Below are 18,936 nucleotides of genomic sequence, written 5' to 3' on the forward strand. Positions count from 1 at the left end.
CCGCGGGGCCGCTGTCGTCCGGTACGACCGGCTCAGTCCCGGATGCTCGCGCCGAAACGCTCGGCCGCCACTGCCGCGCCGGCGAGCTTCGCGTCGCTCGCCTTCGCCGCGGTGAGCGTGCGGTCCGGAGCCCGGAACCGCAGGGCGAAGGTCAGGCTCTTGCCGCCCTCGGGGACACCCGAGCCGCGGTAGTCGTCGACGAGGCGGATGTGCTCGAGCAGCGAACCGGCGCCGACGCGGACGGCGTCGAGGACCTCACCCGCTGCGACCGTCGCGGGGACGAGCAGCGAGAGGTCCTGCGTCGCCGCAGGCAGGGTGCCGATGCCGACGGCCTCGGGCAGTGCGTCGCCGAGCGCGATGATGCGATCCAGGTCGAGTTCCGCGACCGCCACGACGCGCGGCAGGTTCGCCTCCTCGGCGACGGCCGGGTGCACCTCCCCCGCATACCCCACCAGGACGTCGCCGACGTGCAAGGCCGCGGTCCGTCCGGGGTGCAGTGCCTGGTGGCTGCCCTGCGAGACGGTGATGTCGACGCCGGTCGCCACCGCGACGGCCTGGACGGCCTCGAGCGCGTCGGCGATACCGGCCGCGACGGCGGGCTGGCCCGGCTGCTTCGGGACGGCGTTGCCGACCGCGAGGAAGCCGAGATGACGCGGCTGAGCCGGGACACCCGCCTCGAGCTCCTCGAGCTGGGCCTCGCTCGGACGGACCGCCGCCTGCGGGAGTTCGGCCTGGCCGAACGCACCGTGACGGGACGGACGGAACACCGCGCCGACCTCGAAGATCGAGAGGTCGGTCAGACCACGCGAGACGTTCCGGTGGGCCACCGCGAGGAGACCGGGCAGGATCGACGCGCGGAGGAAGGGGGCCTTCGCGTCGAGCGGGTTCGCGAGCTTCACGGCCGGGAACTCACCTGGTTGCGGTGCGCCGAACCGCGCGTTCTCCTCGGCGGAGACGAACGGGTAGGCCAACACCTCGGTGGCGCCGCCGTAGGCGAGCGCATCGGAGACCCCGCGGCGCAGCCGCTGCGAGCGAGAGAGCCCGCGTCCCGGAGGCGCGACGGGGAGCAGCGACGGGATGCGGTCGTAGCCGAGGATCCGCGCCACCTCCTCGGCGAGGTCCTCCTTGCCGGTGATGTCGTGGCGCCAGCTCGGTGGCGTCACGAGCAGGCCGCCGTCGGTCGTCTCGACGGCCGCGCCGATCTCAGCGAGCGCGGATCTCGTCTCGTCGGCTCCGAACGTGACGCCGATGAGGCCGTTGATGTAGTCGTCGGGGAGCAGGATCGGCTCGCGATCCGTCGCCGCGGTGACGGTGGAGCCGAGGTCGTCCGTCCGGCCACCCGCCAGGTCGACGAGCAGCTGCGCGACGCGACCGGCGGCCGCGACGGCGATCCGAGGATCGACACCACGCTCGAACCGCTTGGACGCCTCGCTCGGCAGCTTGTGACGACGCGCGCTCCGCGCGATGGACACCTGGTCGAAGTTCGCGGCCTCGATGAGGACGTTGCGCGTGTCATCGGTGATCTCGGTGTCGAGGCCACCCATCACGCCGGCGAGCCCGATCGGGCCCGAGTCGTCGGTGATCAGCAGATCCTCGTCGTGGAGCTTGCGCTCCTGGCCGTCGAGCGTGACGAAGGTCTCGCCGGACCGCGCGCGCCGGACGACGATGCCGCCCGTGAGCTTGTCGAGGTCGTACCCGTGGATCGGCTGCCCGAGCTCGAGCATGACGTAGTTCGTGATGTCCACGACGAGCGACAGCGAGCGGATGCCCGCGAGCTTCAACCGGGCCACCATCCACGGCGGGGTGGGCTTCGTCGGGTCGACGTCACGCACGACGCGCGTGACGAAGACGCTCGACCCGACGCGACCGCGGATCGGCGCTGCATCCTCGATCGTGACGGGGAAGCCGTCGAGTGGGCCGGTGAACGCCTCGGGGACGCTCCCGGCCGGGTCGCGGAAGGCCGCACCGGTCGCGTGGGAGTACTCGCGTGCGACCCCTCGGATCGAGAACGCGTAGCCGCGATCGGGCGTCACGTTGAGCTCGACTGCAGCGTCGTCCAGACCGAGCAGGCTGATCGCGTCGGTGCCGACAGGCGCCTCGACCCCGATCGTCGAGAGGCGCAGGATCCCGTCGTGGTCCTCACCGAGACCGAGCTCGCGAGCCGAGGCGATCATGCCGTCGGACACGTGGCCGTAGGTCTTGCGAGCGGCGATCGGGAACGGACCGGGCAGGACGGCGCCGGGCAGGGTGACGACCACCTGGTCGCCGACGAAGAAGTTGCCGGCGCCGCAGACGATGCCGCGCACGGCCCCCTCGGCGTCACCCTCGGCGACGCGGACCTGGCACCAGCGGATGGTCTTGCCGTTGGACTGCGGCTCCTCGACGAACTCGAGGACCTCGCCGACCACGATGGGACCCGTCAGCTCGAAGCGGTGGACGTCCTCCTCCTCGAGTCCGACGCGCACGAGCGCAGCGTGGACGTCTTCAGGGGTGGTCCCCGGGGCGAGTTCGACGAACTCCCCGAGCCAGCTCAATGGAACACGCACGACTACACCACCATCCCGAACTGCTGGGAGAAGCGGACGTCGCCCTCCACCATCTCTCGCATGTCCTGCACGCCGTCGCGCAGCATCAGACCGCGCTCGACACCCATCCCGAAGGCGAAGCCCGAGTAGACCTCGGGGTCGATACCGGCCGACCGGAGCACGTTCGGGTTGATCATGCCGCACCCACCCCACTCGATCCAACGCGGTCCGTCCTTGAAGGTCGGGTGCCAGAAGTCGAGCTCGGCGCTCGGCTCGGTGAAGGGGAAGTAGCTGGGACGCAGGCGGACCTTCGCGTCGTCGCCGAAGACGCTCTTCACGAAGTGGTCGAGCGTTCCGCGCAGGTGCGCCATCGTCAGGCCCTTGTCGACGGCGAGACCCTCGAACTGCATGAAGACGGGCGTGTGGGTCGCGTCGAGCTCGTCGGTGCGGTACACGCGCCCGGGGGCGAGCACGTACACGGGGAGCTCGCGCTCGAGCAGCGAGCGCACCTGGACCGGCGAGGTGTGCGTCCGCAGGACGAGGTGCGACTCCAGCGGCTCCACGAAGAAGGTGTCCTGCATCGCACGGGCCGGGTGGTCGGCGTCGAAGTTCAGGGCGTCGAAGTTGAACCACTCGCTCTCGACCTCGGGGCCCTCGGCGATCTCCCACCCCATGCCGACGAAGATGTCGGACACGCGGTCCTGGAGGAGCGTGAGCGGGTGCCGGGCACCGGGCACGCGACGCAGCGGAACGGCGGTGACGTCGATCGCCTCGGCGGCGAGGCGTGCCTCCGTCTCGGCGGCGACGATCTCGCCCTCGCGCTCGCTCAACGCCTTCGAGACGCGCCCGCGAGCCTGACCGACCAGCTTGCCGAGCGCGGCCTTCTGGTCGTTCGGCACGCTGCGGAGCGATCCGTTGAGGGCGGCGAGCGGTGACGCTTCGCCGGCGTGGGCTGATCGGACCGCTTTCAGGGCGGCCGAGTCGGTGGCTGCGGCGATCGCTTCGAGAGCGGCGTCGACCGCGGCGTTCACCGCTGGTTCGGAGATTGGGGATGCGTCGGACACGAGAGCCAAGTCTACCCAGGCGGTCGGCCCGCATGGGCGACCGTCCTCGTCCCGACGGCGACCGGTCGACCGGTCGCCGTCGGGACGACGTCAGATGCTCGCGCCGGACGACTGGTTCCCCGCCTGGATGCCGAGGATCTTCGTCGTCGTGTCCTCGGTCACGGCCTGTTCCTTCGGCGTCCGCGGCGACCGTCGGGTGCGCACCTCGACGATCTTCGCCACGCCCGACAGGATCAGGCAGAGCACGATGTAGATCGAACCCATCACGATGATCGAGGGGATGATCGGGCTGCCGTAGAGCGCCTGCGACCCGAACTGCTTCGCGAGGTAGAGGAGCTCCTGGTAGGTGATCAGGAAGCCGAGCGCGGTGTCCTTGAGCGCGACGACGAGCTGGGCGATGATCACCGGCAGCATCGCACGGATCGCCTGCGGGAACAGGATGAGGCGCAGGACCGCGGACTTGCGCAGGCCGATGGCGTAGGCGGCCTCGCCCTGTCCCTTCGGCAGCGACTCGATGCCCGCTCGGAAGATCTCGGAGAACACCGCGCCGTTGTACAGCGTCAGCGCGATGGCGACGGCGACGAACGGCGTCACGAAGGTGAAGCCGAGGGGCGGCAGCCCGTAGTACATGAGCATCATCAGGATGAGGACCGGGACCGCCCGGAAGAACTCGATGAAGATCGTGAAGGGGACGTTGATGACCTTGTGGTCGGACAGTCGGCCGATCGCCAGCACCAGCCCGAGGACGACGCTGCAGACGGCGGCGACCGCGAACGCGGACAGGGTCGCGCCCGTCGCCTGGAGGATCTGCTCCCAGACGCGCGGGAAGGTGAAGAGCTTCCACTTCGAGGCGGTGAACTGTCCGGTCTCGATGAAGCGGAAGACGACGAAGGCGAGGATGCCGGCGACGACGAGCACCGTCGCCGCACCGATCCAGCGATAGCGGACGATGGCCTTCGGGCCGGGGGTGTCGAACAGGACGGAGCTCATCGCGCGATCCTCCACTTCTTCTCGAAGGCCCGTTGGGCGAGGGACAGGAGCGACACGAGGGCCACGAAGATGAGGGCCACCCACAGCAGTCCGATGAGGAGCGGCTCGCCGCGCTCGGACAGGTTCGCGCGGATCGCGCCCGCTTCGGCGACGGAGAAGCCGGCGGCGACCGTCGTGTTCTTGAGCAGGGCGATCAGCACGCTGAACAGCGGTGGCAGGACGGCACGGAACGCCTGCGGCAGGATGACGAGCGTCATGGTCTGTCCGAACGGCAGCCCGATCGCGCGTGCGGCCTCGGCCTGCCCGATCGGCACCGTGTTGACGCCGGACCGCAGGACCTCCGCGACGTAGGTCGCGGTGTAGAGGCTCAGCCCGATGATCGCGAGCGTCGTGTAGCTCACTTCGGGGAGCCCGAGCTTCGGGTAGCCGAACGCGAAGAAGAAGAGGATGAGGGTCAGCGGGGTGTTGCGCACCGTGTTGACGTACACGGTGCCGAAGAGGCGCATCGCCGGGACCGGCGAGACCCGCATGGCACCGACGATGGTGCCGAGGACGAGCGCGAAGAACCCCGACACCACGAAGAGCAGCAGGGTGTTGCGGAAGCCCGTGACGAAGAGGTCGAGGTTGTCGAGCAGGACGTTCATGTCGCGCACGCCTTTCGGGAGGGGACGCCCGTGGCGGGCGCCTGGGCGGAGTCGACCGGACAGCTCCCCCGGACGGCCGCTGGTCGGCGGCCGCCCGGGGCGCTGCTTAGTAGTCGTCGACCGCCGGCTGGGTCACCTTGGTGCCGGAGGCGCCGAGGGTGGCGTCGTAGATCTTGGTCCAGGTGTCGCCGCCATCGGTGAACATCGTGTTGATGAAGTGGCGGAGGGCGTCGTCACCCTTCGGCAGACCGATGCCGTACAGCTCGGTGCTGAACGGCTCGCCCACGACCTTGAGCTCGTCGGGGAACTGTGCTGCATACCCGATCAGGATCGCCTGGTCGGTCGTGACCGCGTCGACCTTGCCGTCGTTCAGGGCCTCGACACACTGCGAGTAGGTGTCGAACTCCTCCGTCTTGGTGTCGGGGAAGTTGTCCTTGATGTTCTGGATGGGCGTGGAGCCCGTCGCCGAACACACGGTCTTGCCGGCGAGGTCGTCCTCGCCCTTGATGTCGTCGTTGTCCGCGGCGACGAGCAGGCCCTGGCCGGTCTCGAAGTACGGTCCGGCGAAGTCGATCTGCTCCTTGCGCTTGTCGGTGATCGAGTAGGTGCCGACGTAGTAGTCGATGTCTCCGTTCACGATGGCCGACTCGCGGTTGGCGCTCGGGATCGCCTTGAACTCGATCTTGTCGGCGTCGAAGCCGAGCGACGCGGCGATCCAGGTGGCCATCTCGACGTCGAAGCCGGAACGCTCGCCGGTGGCGGCGTCGAGGTAACCGAGACCGGGCTGGTCCTCCTTGACACCGATACGTACCTTGTCGGCCTTCACCATCGCGTCGTACGTGGGGCTGCCCTCGAGCTGGACGTCGGTGGCGACCTCGAAGAGTGCGCCGCCGTCGGACGCGCCGTCGGTCGATCCGGTGCCGGCGTCGCCGCCGCTGCACCCGCTGAGCGCGAGCGCTGCTGCAGCGACTCCCGCGGTGATGAACATGAGCCTCTTGCGCATGTTTTCCTTCCTTCCTTGGTGCCCGGGACGGGCCGATCGGTTGGTCAGTTCCGGGTCGCCGCGCGGGTCGCGCGATCCGGAGTCGGATGGGTCAGTGGGTGAGGAGCTTCGACAGGAAGTCCTTCGCCCGCTCGGACTGCGGGTTCGTGAAGAACGACTCGGGGTCGGTGTCCTCGAGGATCTCGCCATCGGCCATGAAGACGACACGATCGGCGGCCTTCCTGGCGAAGCCCATCTCGTGGGTGACGACGATCATGGTCATGCCCTCACCGGCGAGCTGCACCATGACGTCGAGGACCTCGTTGATCATCTCGGGGTCGAGGGCCGAGGTCGGTTCGTCGAACAGCATGACCTTCGGCTTCATCGCGAGGGCGCGGGCGATCGCCACGCGCTGCTGCTGCCCGCCGGACAACTGTGCCGGCAGCTTGTCGGCCTGCACGCCGATGCCGACGCGCTCGAGCAGCACCTTCGCCGCATCGTCGGCGTCGCGCTTCTTCTGCTTGCGCACCTTGATCGGGCCGAGGGTGACGTTCTCGCGGATCGTCTTGTGCGCGAACAGGTTGAACGACTGGAACACCATGCCGACGTCGGCGCGCAGCTCGGCGAGCTGCTTGCCCTCCTCCGGCAGCTTCTTGCCGTCGATCCGGATCTCCCCTGAGCTGATCGTCTCGAGCCGGTTGATCGTCCGGCAGAGGGTCGACTTGCCGGACCCGGACGGTCCGATCACGACGACGACCTCGCCCTTGTTGACGGTGAGGTTGATGTCCTTCAGGGCGTGGAACTCGCCGTAGTGCTTCTCGACGTTCTCCATGACGACGAGGGGCTCGCCGCGCCCTGCCTGGATCGGGTTGCTCGTGGTCTCGTATGCGCCGGCGGCACCATGCGAGGCTGCTGCATCGGGTTCCGTCGGGCCGGAGTTCGGGGACACTGTTGGCTCCATGTAACCCAAACTAGGTGACCCTGTGTTTCGTGCGCATGACGGAAGCGCTACGGTTACCGTTTCGTAACCTCGACGGCCGTCGCCTCAGACGCTCAGGCGTGCTGCGCGAACGCGCTCTCGAAGACGCACACCGACGCCGCGGTGGCCAAGTTCATGCTCTCGGCACGGCCGTAGATCGGTACCGTAACCGCACGGTCGACGAGCTCCAGGTGCTCGTCGGTGAGTCCCCTGGCCTCGTTGCCGAACACCCATGCCGTCGGCCGCGCGAGCACGCCTTCCGACCGGGCCACGAGGAGGTCCTCGCCCTTGATGTCGGCAGCGAGCGTCTGCAGTCCCGCCGCACGGGCCCGTTCCAGCACGGCGGGCAGCTCGACACCGACCGCGACGGGCAGGTGGAAGAGCGAGCCGGTCGTGGAGCGCACGACCTTCGGGTTGTAGAGGTCCACGGTCCGTCCGCTCAGGACGACGGCGTCCGCTCCGGCGGCGTCGGCGGCTCGGATGATCGTCCCGAGGTTGCCCGGATCACGGACCTCCTCCAGGATGACGACGAGCTGCGGCTCCCCGGCGAAGATGTCCTTGATGGAGGTCGGGAACTGCTGCGCGACCGCGATGAACCCCTGCGGGGTGACGGTGTCGGCCATCGACTCGAGCACCTGCTCGGTGACGAACTCGACCTCGAGTCCCGCATCGGTGGCCGCGGCCCCGATGTCGGTGTAGCGCTCGAGGGCCGTCGGCGTCGCGTACAGCTCGAGGATCAGGTCGGGCCGGAACTGCAGGGCCTCGGACACCGCCTGTGGTCCTTCGAGGAGGAACAGGCCGGTCTCCTGTCTCGCCGGACGCTTGGCGAGTTTGGCGACGGAACGGACGCGCGGTGACCGCGGATTGTCAAGCACGCACCCATCCTATGGGTCGCACTCCGGACAGACGAAACGGCCCGATCCCTGGTGGGATCGGGCCGTTCGAACACGTCATCCGGTCGGACGCAGGGCTTCCGACTAGGCGGAGACCTTGGGCGCCGAGGTGTCGGCGGGCAGCGCGGCCTTGGCCGACGCGACGAGGGCCGCGAAGGTGGCGGGCTCGTGCACCGCGAGGTCCGCGAGGATACGGCGGTCGACCTCGATCCCGGCGAGGCCGAGACCCTGGATGAAGCGGTTGTACGTCATGCCGTTGGCACGCGAAGCCGCGTTGATGCGCTGGATCCAGAGGCGACGGAAGTCACCCTTGCGCGCACGACGGTCGCGGTACGAGTAGACGAGGGAGTGAGTGACCTGCTCCTTGGCCTTGCGGTACAGACGCGAACGCTGACCGCGGTAACCGGCGGCGCGCTCGAGGATGACGCGACGCTTCTTGTGAGCGTTGACCGCCCTTTTGACTCTTGCCATGTTCCTAGTTCCTTACGGGTAAACGGTCTAGCGACCGAGCAGCTTCTTCATGACCTTGGCGTCGGCGGGCGCCAGCACCTGGTCCTGGTTCAGGCGACGGGTGCGACGGCTGGACTTGCTCTCCAGGTTGTGTCGCATACCGGCCTGCTGCTTCATCAGCTTGCCGCTGCCGGTGACCTTGAATCGCTTCTTGGCCCCGGAGTGGGTCTTCTGCTTCGGCATGGGATTCCTCGTTTCTTATCGGTTCTCGTCGGTGGATGACTCCACCGGAGCAGCCTCGTCGGCTTCGTCGGCTTCAGCCGGACGTGCCTTGGATGCCGCACGTTGTGCGTTGGCTTCGGCTTTCGCCTCGGACTTGTTCTTGAGCGGACCGACGACCATCACCATGTTGCGACCGTCGACCATGGGGGTGGACTCGACGGTGCCCCACTCGGACACGTCCTCGGCGAACTTCTGGAGCAGGCGGACGCCCTGCTCTGGGCGGGACTGCTCGCGGCCGCGGAACTGGATCATGGCTTTCACCTTGTCACCGGCCTTGAGGAAGCCCTCGGCGCGCTTGCGCTTGGTCTCGTAGTCGTGCTGGTCGATCTTGAGGCGGAACCGGACCTCTTTGAGGATCGTGTTCGCCTGGTTGCGCCGGGCCTCTTTGGCCTTCTGCGCAGCCTCGTACTTGAACTTGCCGTAGTCCATGATCTTCGCGACGGGCGGCTTGGAGTTGGGTGCGACCTCGACGAGGTCGAGATCCGCTTCCTGCGCGAGGCGAAGGGCGACCTCGATTTTGACGACGCCGACCTGTTCTCCGCCGGGACCGACGAGTCGGACCTCCGGGACGCGGATACGGTCATTGGTACGGGGATCGCTGATGCGGAGCTCCTCTGACTGGGTGGGATGCCACGCGACCAGGTCCGATACCTGCGACGCGACGAAATCGGTTCACCACACACCCGTACCCTCCGTCGGTGTTCAGAACACCTGTCGGAAGGCACCACGCCCTGCTACCCGAAGCGGTGAAGCGACAGGCGGAGCGTGACAACCCGGTAACCTTGTGAAGCGGTCAAGCGCGGGTGGGAGAATCTCCTCTTTCGTACCGAGACATGTCTCGGAGCACCGCACGAGTCTAACAGAGGATCCACGTGAACAACACCACCAGCCCGTACGACCACGACGACGAGTCGGGAGGGGCCGATCAGGCCACCCGGGACATCGCCGACGTCCCCGCCGTCGAGGTCATCACCACCGCCGCCGTGCACCTCATGAGCGCTGCAGCGGTCAAGTGCGGCCTTGCGGACGCCCCCGACGCCCAGACGGACCTCGACGAGGCCCGCAAGCTCATCAACGCCCTCGCCGGGCTCATCACCGCGGGAGCCCCGGAGATCAGCGACATGCACGCCCGCTCGCTGCGCGACGGCCTGCGATCCCTGCAGCTCGCCTTCCGGGAGGCGTCCACCATCCAGGATCCCATCGGCAAGGGTCCCGGCGAGAAGTGGACCGGCCCGGTCACCTGATCGCAGCGCGGCGCTCCCCCTGGCCGATCAGTCGGCGGGGCGGAGCGACACCGCGAGCGAGTCGACGCGCGTCGCGATGACCTCGTCCGCGGCCCAGCGCTGAGCGAGCCGCGCCAGCACCGCGTCGAGCTCCTGCTGGGTCAGCCCCTGCAGCAGGCCGAGCTCGACCACGAGCTCGGACCCGGCGAGCTTCGCCTCCGGGTCTCCGGCTCGCAGGCGCACACTCACGACGGCGAGCTCCTGCTCGATCGACCGCTCGAACGCGTCGCGCACCAGCGCGTCCGCGAAGCTGGGCGTCCACGGCTGCGACTGCGCGATCGCCCACAGCGCGGGGCGGCGTACGGCGAACTCGGTGCTCGACGTCGGATCGAGGACCACGACGTCCGTCTGCTCGCTCGCGGCCGCCAGGGCGACCCGGACGCCGTCGGCAGGGATCGGCCTCGCCGTCCGGTTCCACGCGGACATCGCCTGCACCGAGCTGAAGACCGGGAGCACGGTGCGGCCGTCCGGACCCGTCACGGTCACGATGGAGAGCTCCTGCGACTTGTCGACCAGCTGACCCTGCTCGTTCTCGCCGGCCTCACCGAGGTGGGCCACGAGCGGGATGAGCAGGCGGGAGTCCCGGAACGCGTCGACGACCTCGGCCTCGCCGACCTCGCCGGCCCGGAAGCGTCGCAGGGACTCGATCAGCCGCTCGGGCGCACTGCCGTCGTCACCGGAACTCGCGTTCGGCTGGAAGCTCCGACCCGCCCAGGGCTGGCCGGCCGAGTCGGCACCACCTGCTGCCGGGTGGGCATGCCCGCCTGAGGGACCGTGCCGGTCGGGCGCCGAGGATCCGTCAGCGGCCCGAGACATCCAGCGCCTCGGCCAGGGTGAACGCGCCGTTGTAGAGCGCCTTCCCGATGATGGCGCCCTCGAGCCCCAGGGGGACCAACTCGCGCAGCGCGACCAGGTCGTCGAGGCTCGAGATGCCGCCGGAGGCCACCACCGGCCGCTCCGTGCGCTCGAGCACCTGTCGGAGCAGGTCGATGTTCGGCCCCTGCATCGTGCCGTCCTTCGTGACGTCCGTCACGACGTAGCGTGCACAGCCCGCCTCCTCGAGGCGGTCGAGGACCGTCCACAGGTCGCCGGCGTCCTGGGTCCAGCCGCGAGCGGCGAGCGTCGTGCCACGGACGTCGAGGCCGACCGCGATCGCCTCGCCGTACTGGGCGATGACGCTCGCGGCCCACTCGGGGTTCTCGAGCGCCGCGGTCCCGAGGTTCACGCGTGCGACGCCCGTCTCGAGCGCCTGCTCGAGGGAGGCGTCGTCGCGGATGCCGCCCGACAGCTCGATGTTGACGCCGCGCGCCTTCGAGATGACCTTGCGGATGATCGACCGGTTGTCGCCACGACCGAACGCGGCGTCGAGGTCGACGAGGTGAATCCACTCCGCTCCCTGACGGGCCCAGTCCAGGGCTGCGTCGACGGGCTCACCGTAGTTCGTCTCCGAACCGGCCTCGCCGCGCGTCAACCGGACGGCCTTGCCGTCCACGATGTCGATCGCGGGGAGCAGCGTCAGTCCGGCCGTCGTGTTGAACTCGTTCATGATCCACCGTCTCTTCGGGAGCTGCGAGCCCCTCGGTTCCCGGCGCACAGCATGCCTCGCGGCACAAGCACCTGATCCTAGTCGGCTACAGGGTGCCGAGCCAGTTGGACAGCAGGCGGATACCGGCGTCGCCGGACTTCTCCGGGTGGAACTGCGTCGCCGACAGCGGACCGTTCTCGACGGCTGCGAGGAACGGCACGCCGTGCGTCGCCCAGGTGAGGCGCGGCTCGGGGAACGGCGGCATGACCTCGAGGGTCCACTGCTGTGCGGCATAGGAGTGGACGAAGTAGAAGCGCTCGTCGGCGAGGCCGTCGAAGAGCACGGACCCCGCGTCCGGCGACACCGTGTTCCAGCCCATGTGCGGCAGGACGGGCGCTTCGAGTTCCGTGACCGCACCGGGCCACTCCCCCAGACCGTCGGCCTCGGACCCGCGCTCCACGCCACGCTCGAACATGACCTGCATCCCCACGCAGATGCCGAGGACCGGACGCCCTCCCGCGAGACGGCGGTCGATGACCTCGTCGCCGTGGGAGGAACGGAGTGCGCCGATCACCGCGTCGAAGGCACCGACCCCTGGCACGACGAGACCGTCGGCGGCCTGGGCCGCCTGACGGTCGCCCGTCAGCACGACGTCTGCGCCGGCGAGCTCGAGGGCCTTGACGGCGGAGTGCACGTTGCCGGAGCCGTAGTCGAGGACGACCACCGACGGGCGTGCACTCACAACGCGCCCTTCGTCGACGGGATGCCCTGGACCAGCGGGTCGAACGCCTTCGCCTGCCGGAAGGCCCGCGCGAACGCCTTGAACTCCGCTTCGGCGATGTGGTGCGGATCGCGTCCGCCGAGGACGTTCACGTGCACGGTGAGGCCCGCGTTGAAGGTGATCGCCTCGAAGACGTGACGCACCATCGAACCCGTGAAGTGCCCACCGATCAGGTGGAACTCGAATCCGGCCGGTTCCCCGCCGTGCACGAGGTACGGACGACCGGAGATGTCGACGACGGCCTGCACGAGGGCCTCGTCGAGCGGGACCAGTGCGTCGCCGTACCGGGAGATGCCGGCCTTGTCGCCGAGCGCCTGACGGATCGCCTGGCCCAGGACGATCCCGACGTCCTCGACCGTGTGGTGGACGTCGATGTCGACATCGCCCGTCGCCCGGACGGTCAGGTCGGTCAGCGAGTGCTTCGCGAAGGCCGTGAGCAGGTGGTCGTAGAACGGGACGGTGGTCTCGATGCTGCTCGTGCCGGTGCCGTCGAGGTCCAGTTCCAGCTCGATGCTGGATTCGCTCGTCGCGCGCTGGATCCGGGCCGTGCGCTGCTGGGTGGTCATGGGATCCAGTGTATCGAGCGCACCGAAGCTGCACGCCGTGTGTCGACGGGTGTGGATCGTCGCGTCATCCGGCTGCACCAGGCTCTGCCGACGCCTATCGTTGAGAGGTCATGACTTCCACACCCAGCATCGCCCCGGCCGTCCCACTGGACCAGGCGGAGATCGCCGCTCTCCGTGAACGGTTCCCGATCCTCGCCCGGGAGATGAACGGACACCCGCTCGTCTATCTGGACTCCGGAGCCACTTCGCAACGCCCGATCGAGGTCATCGACGCGGAGCACGACTACGCGACGCACCGGAACGCCGCCGTCCACCGTGGCGCCCACCTCCTGGCCGCCGAGGCGACGGAGCTCTTCGAGGACGCTCGCGCGACCGTCGCCGCGTTCATCGGTGCCGACGAGCGTGAACTCGTCTGGACCTCCGGCGCGACCGCGGCCCTCAACCTCATCGCCGGGGCCATCGGGAACGCGAGCGCCGGTCTCGGTGGTGCTGCCGCCGAGCGGTTCCGACTCGGTCCAGGCGACGAGATCGTCGTCACGGAACTCGAACACCACGCGAACCTCATCCCCTGGCAGCAACTCGCCGCGCGCACCGGTGCGACCCTTCGTCACCTCCCGGTCGACGACCACGGCGTGCTGCGCTTGGACGCCGTGGACGACATCATCGGCGAACGCACGCGCATCATCGCCTTCGCGCACGTGTCCAACGTCACCGGGGCGATCGCGCCGGTCTCCGAGCTCGTCGCCCTCGCCGAGCGCGTCGGCGCGCTGACCGTGCTCGACGCCTGCCAGTCCGTGCCGCACCTGCCCGTCGACGTCGCGTCCCTCGGCGTCGACTTCCTCGTGTTCTCCGGTCACAAGATGCTCGGTCCCAACGGCATCGGGGCACTGTGGGGTCGCCGTCAGCTGCTCGACGCCCTTCCGCCCTTCCTCACCGGCGGGTCGATGATCACGACCGTCACACTCGAGGGCGCGGAGTTCCTTCCCGCGCCGCAGCGGTTCGAGGCGGGGACCCAGCCGGTGTCGCAGGCGATCGCCCTCGCGAGCGCCGTGCGGTTCCTGCAAGCGGTCGGCATGGACCGTGTCCACGCCACCGAGGCGGCCTACGGACAGCGTCTCGCGGCCGGACTCGCCGCCACCCCCGGCGTCACGCTCATCGGCCCGCCGCCCGGGACACCTCGCGCCGGGCTGGCGAGCTTCGACCTCGCCGGTGTGCACGCTCACGACGTCGGTCAGTTCTTCGACGATCGCGGCATCGCGGTCCGCGTCGGTCACCATTGCGCACAACCACTCCACCGCCGATTGGGGCTCACCGCGTCCACCCGCGCCAGCAGCTACCTCTACACGACGGAGGCCGAGATCGACGCCTTCCTCGAGGCGGCCACCCTCGTCGGTCCGTTCTTCGGGGTGTCCCGGTGAGCGGCTTGGAGAGCCTCTACCAGGAGCTCATCCTCGACCACGCCCGCCAGCGCCACGGCTTCGGGTTGCGGGAGGCGCCCGCCGCCGAGTCGCATCAGCTCAACCCCACCTGCGGCGACGAGGTCACCCTGCAGCTCCATCCCGGGCCCGACGGTCGTCTCGCACCGATCGCCTGGGAGGGACACGGCTGCTCGATCTCGCAGGCGTCGAGTTCCTGCTTGAGCGACCTCGCGGCAGGCCTCACCCCGGCCGAGCTCGAGGCTCTGATCGACGAGTTCCGCACGGTGATCCGTTCGCGGGGCACGCTCGAGTTCGACGAGGAACGGTTCGGAGACGCCGCGGCGTTCAGTGGCGTCTCGCGCTACATCGCGCGTGTCAAGTGCGCCATGCTGCCGTGGGTCGCGGCCGAGGAGGCCATCTCCCGCCTGCCGTGAGCGGCGCGCCACCTCCGCCCGCCGATGGCGTGGTCAGGCGGGGCTGATCGCCGCCAGGGCTTCGAGGAACGCGGTCGTCTCCGCTTCGGTGCCCGCGGTGACCCGGAGGTGGTTCGGGATGCCAACGTCGCGGATGAGGATCCCCCGCGCGAAGAGCGCCTCGAACGCCGCGTGCGGATCGGCGACGCCGCCGAACAGGACGAAGTTGGATCCGCTCCGCTTCGGGTCGTAGCCGAGACGCGCGAGCTCGACGACGAGACGATCGCGCTGGGTCCGGATGTCGTCGACCATCGCCAGCATCTCGTCGGCGTGCCGCAGTGCGGCGGTCGCGGCCGCCTGCGTCAGGGCGCTCAGGTGATACGGGAGCCGGACGAGTCTCAGCGCGTCGACGACCGCGGGGTCGGCGGCGAGGTACCCGAGGCGGACCCCGGCGAAGGCGAAGGCCTTGCTCATCGTCCTGGAGACGATCAGGCGCGGACGCCCCTCCAGCAGGGTGAGCGCGCTCGCCTCGTCGTCGGGTGCGAACTCCGCGTACGCTTCGTCGACGATCACCATGCCCCGCGACGCCTCGTACACCGCGGTGACGGTCTCGAGCGACAACGGTGTCCCGGTGGGGTTGTTCGGCGAGCAGAGGAACACGAGGTCGGGATCCGCCTCGGCCACCTGACGCGCGGCGGTCTCGGGCGAGAGCTCGAACTCGGCGTCACGCGTCGCGGGGATCCACCTGGTGCCGACGCCGGCGGCCAGGAGCGGATACATCGAGTACGTCGGCGTGAACCCGAGGAGCGATCGCCCGGGACCGCCGAAGGCCTGCAGGATGTGCTGCAGCACTTCGTTCGAGCCGTTCCCCGCCCAGATCTGCTCCGGGGTCACCCCGTGGCCCAGGTATCCCGCCAGCGCCTCCCGGAGTTCCGTGAACTCGCGATCGGGGTACCGGTTCACTGTGAGGACCGCCGACGCGAGCGAGGCGACGATGTCGTGCGCGACCGCTTCAGGGATGGGGTGCGTGTTCTCGTTGACGTTGAGCGCCACCGGCACCAGGGCCTGGGGAGCGCCGTACGGGCGCTGTCCTCGGAGGTCGTCGCGGATGGGGAGGTCGTCGAGAGCGGTCACCCCACAATGCTAGCCACTCCGACCGGCGCGCTCACTCCGCCTGGCGCTCCCGACGAAGGACCTCGTGGCGGGGGCTCGCCGGGTTCAACAGCGAGTGGCGTCGCCCGTAGGCGAAGTAGACGATGAGACCGATCACGAGCCAGACCCCGAACCGTAGCCAGGTCTCCCAGTGCAGCTGCAGGATCAGGAAGCCGGACGCCAGGACGCCGAACGCCGGGACGAACGGCATCAACGGCAACCGGAAGGAGCGGGGCTCATCCGGCTTCGTGTACCGGAACACGATCACCGACACGCAGACCACGATGAAGGCGGCCAGGATGCCGATGTTCGTGAGGTCGGCGACCTGCTTGATCGGGAACACACCGGCGAAGACGGCTGCCGCGCCGCCGGCGATCCAGGTCACCCGCTGCGGCACGCCTCGCCGGTCCGTGCGCGAGAACCATCGCGGCAGGAGACCGTCGCGACTCATCGAGAACCACACGCGGGTGACGCCCAACAGGAACGTCAGCATCACGGTGAGGATCGACAGGACGGCGAAGACGGAGATGATCGTCGCGACCACGGGCAGACCGACGCTCTGGAACGCCGATGCGAACCCGGCCGTGGGGTCGATGTCGGTGTAGTTCTGCATGCCGGTCAGGACGAGGGTAGCCGCGACGTACAGGAGCATCGCGATGATGAGGGAGAGGATGATCGCCTTCGGCATGTGCTTCTTGCCGTCCTTCGCCTCCTCGGCAGCCGTACTCATCGCGTCGTATCCGAAGACCGCGAAGAAGACCGTCGCGGCACCGGCGAACACCGGCCCGAAACCGCTGGGGAGGAACGGATCGTAGTTCTCTCCGTCGATGTAGAAGACACCGAGGCCGATGATGAACAGGATGAGCAGGACCTTGATCCCGACCGCGACGAGCTCGAATCGACCGAAGGCCTTCGTCCCGCGGCTCAGGATGAAGGTCACGAGGAGACAGACGAAGATGGCTGGGAGATTGACGAGGCCGCCCTTCCCCTCGTCGGCGGTCGAGGTCATCCAGTCCGGCATGTGGATGCCGATGCCGGACAGGAAGGCGTCGAAGTAGCCGGAGATCCCGATCGCGACCACCGCGACGATCGCGATGTACTCGAGCAACAGGTCCCAGCCGATGAACCAGCCGATGATCTCGCCGAGCGCCACATACCCGTAGGTGTAGGCGGACCCCGCTCTCGGGATCATTCCGGCGAACTCCGCGTACGACAACGCCGCGGCCGCGGAGGCGAGACCGGCGATCAGGAAGGAGAAGAGGACCGCCGGCCCGACAGCGGGCGAGGTCTCGCTCCCATGAGCGACGAGTCCGGCGAGGGAGAAGATCCCCACCCCGATGATGCCACCGACCCCGATGGCCGTGAGTTGCCAGAGACCGAGACTCTTGAACAGCTTCGAGCCGGAGGTCTCATCCTCGATCTCCGCGATCGGCTTCTTCCGGAGCAGCGAGCGGCTCCGATCGTCTGTACTCATGCTTGCCTCCGACGATGCTGCGGGCGTCGTTGCACCGCGTCATCGACGATAGCTGAGAACCAGCGCGGGGTGACCCGCCGATTGTCGGCCTACTCGGCCGCGTACCGCTGCGGGATCGCCAGGCGCTGCCCCGGCTCGACACCGGCGGTGCTGAGCTGGTTGAGGTTCATGATCTCGGCGATGACGTCGCGCGGGTCGGCGTCGGGTGCGATGGACTCGGCCAGCTGCCAGAGCGACTCGCCCGGGTCGACCGTGATGTACGTGAACGTGGCACCCGCCGCCGCCGTGTTGGCCGCGGCACCGCCTGCGGAGAGTCCGACGACCGCGACGCCGATGACCAGCGGGATGGCGGCGAGCGTGGTGAAGACGACGCGACCGCGCTTCGTCAGGCGGAGTCGGCGTGTGGACGGTGCGTCTGACGTCGGTACCTGCGCCGTCCGTGCGGGAAGCGCCCGGTGGGACCCGATCAGTGCTGCGCTCATGTCAACCCTCCAAGAGTGTGCTCATCATGTGATGAGGACTCGTACCCGACACTCGGCCAGGAGTGCCGGATACGAACCTGTGTTCCGAATATATCTTCGATTGTTCGAATACTCAACCCTGTCTTCGTACCTGCGACGCGCGGGATCGGCGACACGCTCGAACAGATGTTTGTCTGGACGAGCTGGTGCGGATACAGTTTCGAGTGTTGGAAGCAGTACACCACCACCCACCGACATCGGTCACCGACAGCCGATCAGGGCAGGAGCGAAGATGGCAGCGAACACGGCGGGCGACGGAGCCCGGGAGCGCCAGATCGGCGGCACCCGGCGACGGAAGAGCCTGAGCGACAAGCAGCTGGCGATCCTCGACGTCATCCAGCGTTCGGTCTCACAGCGCGGATATCCGCCGAGCATGCGCGAGATCGGCGACGCCGTCGGGCTCGCCTCCCTGTCGAGTGTCACGCACCAACTCGGACAGCTCGAACTCAGCGGATACCTCCGACGCGATCCCAACCGTCCCCGCGCCATCGAGGTGCTCATCGACCTGCCGAGCGCCGTCGAGGGCAGCGATCCCGACTCCGCTCCCCCGGTCGGCGACGCCGCCATGGTCCCGCTCGTCGGTCGCATCGCCGCCGGCATCCCGATCACGGCCGAGCAGCAGGTCGAGGAGATCTTCCCCCTGCCCCGCCAGCTGGTCGGCAAGGGCAGTCTGTTCATGCTGAAGGTCGTCGGCGACTCGATGGTCGACGCCGCGATCTGCGACGGCGACTGGGTCGTCATCCGCGAGCAGAAGACCGCCGAGAACGGCGAGATCGTCGCGGCGATGCTCGACGAGGAGGCTACCGTGAAGGTGTTCCGCCAGCGCGACGGTCACACCTGGCTGCTCCCCCGGAACTCGGCCTTCGAACCGATCCTCGGCGACCACGCCGAGGTCCTCGGCAAGGTCGTCGCCGTGCTCCGGACGGTCTGACCGACCGGACCACTCCGCGACACCGACCAGGGCCGGGACGATCCGTGGATCGTCCCGGCCCTC

The 18,936-nt window shown here is 68.7% G+C and carries 21 protein-coding genes; 4 read left to right on the forward strand and 17 right to left on the reverse strand.

The genetic code is table 11. The annotated features are described in order from the left end of the window. Positions 1-32: 32 nt before the first annotated feature. The 10 genes from pheT to infC form a co-directional block, all read right to left on the reverse strand. Positions 33-2,546, reverse strand: coding sequence for a phenylalanine--tRNA ligase subunit beta (pheT, locus tag AC4PMY_RS14950; protein ID WP_491623100.1), 2,514 nt, complete (start codon positions 2,544-2,546; stop codon positions 33-35). Positions 2,547-2,548: 2 nt separating this feature from the next. Next, positions 2,549-3,589 carry a phenylalanine--tRNA ligase subunit alpha gene (gene pheS / locus AC4PMY_RS14955; protein ID WP_064294511.1) on the reverse strand — a complete coding sequence of 347 codons (1,041 nt, stop codon included), beginning with the start codon at positions 3,587-3,589 and terminating at the stop codon, positions 2,549-2,551. A 90-nt stretch (positions 3,590-3,679) separates the two neighbouring features. Then, entirely contained in the window at positions 3,680-4,579 is a 900-nt protein-coding gene (locus AC4PMY_RS14960; RefSeq protein ID WP_071262378.1) for an amino acid ABC transporter permease, read from the reverse strand. Beyond that, positions 4,576-5,223 (reverse strand): amino acid ABC transporter permease, encoded by a 648-nt coding sequence (locus tag AC4PMY_RS14965; RefSeq protein ID WP_056013357.1) that lies wholly within the window; start codon positions 5,221-5,223, stop codon positions 4,576-4,578. Before AC4PMY_RS14965 ends, AC4PMY_RS14960 begins: the two co-directional genes overlap by 4 nt. 106 nt (positions 5,224-5,329) lie before the next feature. After that, a complete protein-coding gene (locus AC4PMY_RS14970) occupies positions 5,330-6,226 on the reverse strand; it encodes a glutamate ABC transporter substrate-binding protein (RefSeq protein WP_064294420.1) in 897 nt (298 codons plus the stop codon). 91 nt (positions 6,227-6,317) lie between these two features. After that, on the reverse strand, positions 6,318-7,037 hold the full coding sequence (locus AC4PMY_RS14975) for an amino acid ABC transporter ATP-binding protein (protein WP_064294513.1): 720 nt from the start codon (positions 7,035-7,037) through the stop codon (positions 6,318-6,320). A gap of 221 nt (positions 7,038-7,258) precedes the next feature. Beyond that, complete coding sequence (locus AC4PMY_RS14980; RefSeq protein WP_071262293.1) at positions 7,259-8,059, reverse strand: TrmH family RNA methyltransferase; 801 nt, start codon at positions 8,057-8,059, stop codon at positions 7,259-7,261. A 102-nt stretch (positions 8,060-8,161) separates the two neighbouring features. Further along, positions 8,162-8,548, reverse strand: coding sequence for a 50S ribosomal protein L20 (gene rplT, locus AC4PMY_RS14985; protein WP_064294422.1), 387 nt, complete (start codon positions 8,546-8,548; stop codon positions 8,162-8,164). Between the two features lie 27 nt (positions 8,549-8,575). Continuing rightward, a complete protein-coding gene (gene rpmI / locus AC4PMY_RS14990) occupies positions 8,576-8,770 on the reverse strand; it encodes a 50S ribosomal protein L35 (protein WP_056012069.1) in 195 nt (64 codons plus the stop codon). A 15-nt stretch (positions 8,771-8,785) separates the two neighbouring features. Beyond that, a complete protein-coding gene (gene infC / locus AC4PMY_RS14995) occupies positions 8,786-9,451 on the reverse strand; it encodes a translation initiation factor IF-3 (RefSeq protein ID WP_194719021.1) in 666 nt (221 codons plus the stop codon). Between the two features lie 230 nt (positions 9,452-9,681). On the opposite strand from infC, the gene AC4PMY_RS15000 reads away from it, so the two are divergent. After that, on the forward strand, positions 9,682-10,053 hold the full coding sequence (locus AC4PMY_RS15000) for a DUF1844 domain-containing protein (RefSeq protein ID WP_056012072.1): 372 nt from the start codon (positions 9,682-9,684) through the stop codon (positions 10,051-10,053). A 27-nt stretch (positions 10,054-10,080) separates the two neighbouring features. Here AC4PMY_RS15000 and AC4PMY_RS15005 read toward each other — a convergent pair whose 3' ends face one another. The 4 genes from AC4PMY_RS15005 to hisB form a co-directional block, all read right to left on the reverse strand. Then, the gene (locus tag AC4PMY_RS15005) at positions 10,081-10,908 is read right to left on the reverse strand and encodes an SseB family protein (RefSeq protein ID WP_491623101.1); all 828 of its coding nucleotides are present in this window, start codon (positions 10,906-10,908) and stop codon (positions 10,081-10,083) included. Further along, positions 10,892-11,638 (reverse strand): bifunctional 1-(5-phosphoribosyl)-5-((5-phosphoribosylamino)methylideneamino)imidazole-4-carboxamide isomerase/phosphoribosylanthranilate isomerase PriA, encoded by a 747-nt coding sequence (gene priA, locus AC4PMY_RS15010; protein WP_064294425.1) that lies wholly within the window; start codon positions 11,636-11,638, stop codon positions 10,892-10,894. Before priA ends, AC4PMY_RS15005 begins: the two co-directional genes overlap by 17 nt. A gap of 85 nt (positions 11,639-11,723) precedes the next feature. Next, entirely contained in the window at positions 11,724-12,359 is a 636-nt protein-coding gene (hisH, locus tag AC4PMY_RS15015; protein WP_071262295.1) for an imidazole glycerol phosphate synthase subunit HisH, read from the reverse strand. Continuing rightward, positions 12,356-12,964 (reverse strand): imidazoleglycerol-phosphate dehydratase HisB, encoded by a 609-nt coding sequence (gene hisB / locus AC4PMY_RS15020; protein WP_491623102.1) that lies wholly within the window; start codon positions 12,962-12,964, stop codon positions 12,356-12,358. Before hisB ends, hisH begins: the two co-directional genes overlap by 4 nt. Positions 12,965-13,074: 110 nt before the next feature. Here hisB and AC4PMY_RS15025 point away from each other — a divergent pair, with 110 nt between their 5' ends. Together AC4PMY_RS15025 and sufU are read left to right on the forward strand one after the other, a co-directional pair. Next, positions 13,075-14,382 carry a SufS family cysteine desulfurase gene (locus tag AC4PMY_RS15025; RefSeq protein ID WP_491623103.1) on the forward strand — a complete coding sequence of 436 codons (1,308 nt, stop codon included), beginning with the start codon at positions 13,075-13,077 and terminating at the stop codon, positions 14,380-14,382. Then, the gene (gene sufU / locus AC4PMY_RS15030; protein ID WP_064294429.1) at positions 14,379-14,816 is read left to right on the forward strand and encodes a Fe-S cluster assembly sulfur transfer protein SufU; all 438 of its coding nucleotides are present in this window, start codon (positions 14,379-14,381) and stop codon (positions 14,814-14,816) included. Before AC4PMY_RS15025 ends, sufU begins: the two co-directional genes overlap by 4 nt. A gap of 33 nt (positions 14,817-14,849) precedes the next feature. Here sufU and AC4PMY_RS15035 read toward each other — a convergent pair whose 3' ends face one another. The 3 genes from AC4PMY_RS15035 to AC4PMY_RS15045 all read right to left on the reverse strand — a co-directional run bounded on the left by AC4PMY_RS15035 (position 14,850) and on the right by AC4PMY_RS15045 (position 17,903). Then, a complete protein-coding gene (locus AC4PMY_RS15035) occupies positions 14,850-15,929 on the reverse strand; it encodes a histidinol-phosphate transaminase (RefSeq protein ID WP_071262297.1) in 1,080 nt (359 codons plus the stop codon). Positions 15,930-15,960: 31 nt separating this feature from the next. Beyond that, positions 15,961-17,421 (reverse strand): amino acid permease, encoded by a 1,461-nt coding sequence (locus tag AC4PMY_RS15040; protein WP_491623104.1) that lies wholly within the window; start codon positions 17,419-17,421, stop codon positions 15,961-15,963. A gap of 89 nt (positions 17,422-17,510) precedes the next feature. Further along, positions 17,511-17,903, reverse strand: coding sequence for a LysM peptidoglycan-binding domain-containing protein (locus tag AC4PMY_RS15045; RefSeq protein ID WP_079002676.1), 393 nt, complete (start codon positions 17,901-17,903; stop codon positions 17,511-17,513). 271 nt (positions 17,904-18,174) lie between these two features. Here AC4PMY_RS15045 and lexA point away from each other — a divergent pair, with 271 nt between their 5' ends. Beyond that, on the forward strand, positions 18,175-18,873 hold the full coding sequence (gene lexA, locus AC4PMY_RS15050; protein WP_071262299.1) for a transcriptional repressor LexA: 699 nt from the start codon (positions 18,175-18,177) through the stop codon (positions 18,871-18,873). Positions 18,874-18,936: the final 63 nt, after the last annotated feature.

The sequence above is a fragment of the Plantibacter sp. MDV22-iso1 genome (assembly GCF_058408345.1).

Bases quoted from the DNA above. Each gene is read 5' to 3' on its own strand.
- lexA (WP_071262299.1), top strand. From the start codon at position 18,175: ATGGCAGCGAACACGGCGGGCGACGGAGCCCGGGAGCGCCAGATCGGC.
- AC4PMY_RS14970 (WP_064294420.1), bottom strand. From the start codon at position 6,226: ATGCGCAAGAGGCTCATGTTCATCACCGCGGGAGTCGCTGCAGCAGCG.
- rplT (WP_064294422.1), bottom strand. From the start codon at position 8,548: ATGGCAAGAGTCAAAAGGGCGGTCAACGCTCACAAGAAGCGTCGCGTC.
- rpmI (WP_056012069.1), bottom strand. From the start codon at position 8,770: ATGCCGAAGCAGAAGACCCACTCCGGGGCCAAGAAGCGATTCAAGGTC.
- AC4PMY_RS14960 (WP_071262378.1), bottom strand. From the start codon at position 4,579: ATGAGCTCCGTCCTGTTCGACACCCCCGGCCCGAAGGCCATCGTCCGC.
- hisB (WP_491623102.1), bottom strand. From the start codon at position 12,964: ATGACCACCCAGCAGCGCACGGCCCGGATCCAGCGCGCGACGAGCGAA.
- AC4PMY_RS14975 (WP_064294513.1), bottom strand. From the start codon at position 7,037: ATGGAGAACGTCGAGAAGCACTACGGCGAGTTCCACGCCCTGAAGGAC.
- AC4PMY_RS15025 (WP_491623103.1), top strand. From the start codon at position 13,075: ATGACTTCCACACCCAGCATCGCCCCGGCCGTCCCACTGGACCAGGCG.
- priA (WP_064294425.1), bottom strand. From the start codon at position 11,638: ATGAACGAGTTCAACACGACGGCCGGACTGACGCTGCTCCCCGCGATC.
- AC4PMY_RS14965 (WP_056013357.1), bottom strand. From the start codon at position 5,223: ATGAACGTCCTGCTCGACAACCTCGACCTCTTCGTCACGGGCTTCCGC.
- AC4PMY_RS15005 (WP_491623101.1), bottom strand. From the start codon at position 10,908: ATGTCTCGGGCCGCTGACGGATCCTCGGCGCCCGACCGGCACGGTCCC.
- AC4PMY_RS15045 (WP_079002676.1), bottom strand. From the start codon at position 17,903: ATGAGCGCAGCACTGATCGGGTCCCACCGGGCGCTTCCCGCACGGACG.
- AC4PMY_RS15040 (WP_491623104.1), bottom strand. From the start codon at position 17,421: ATGAGTACAGACGATCGGAGCCGCTCGCTGCTCCGGAAGAAGCCGATC.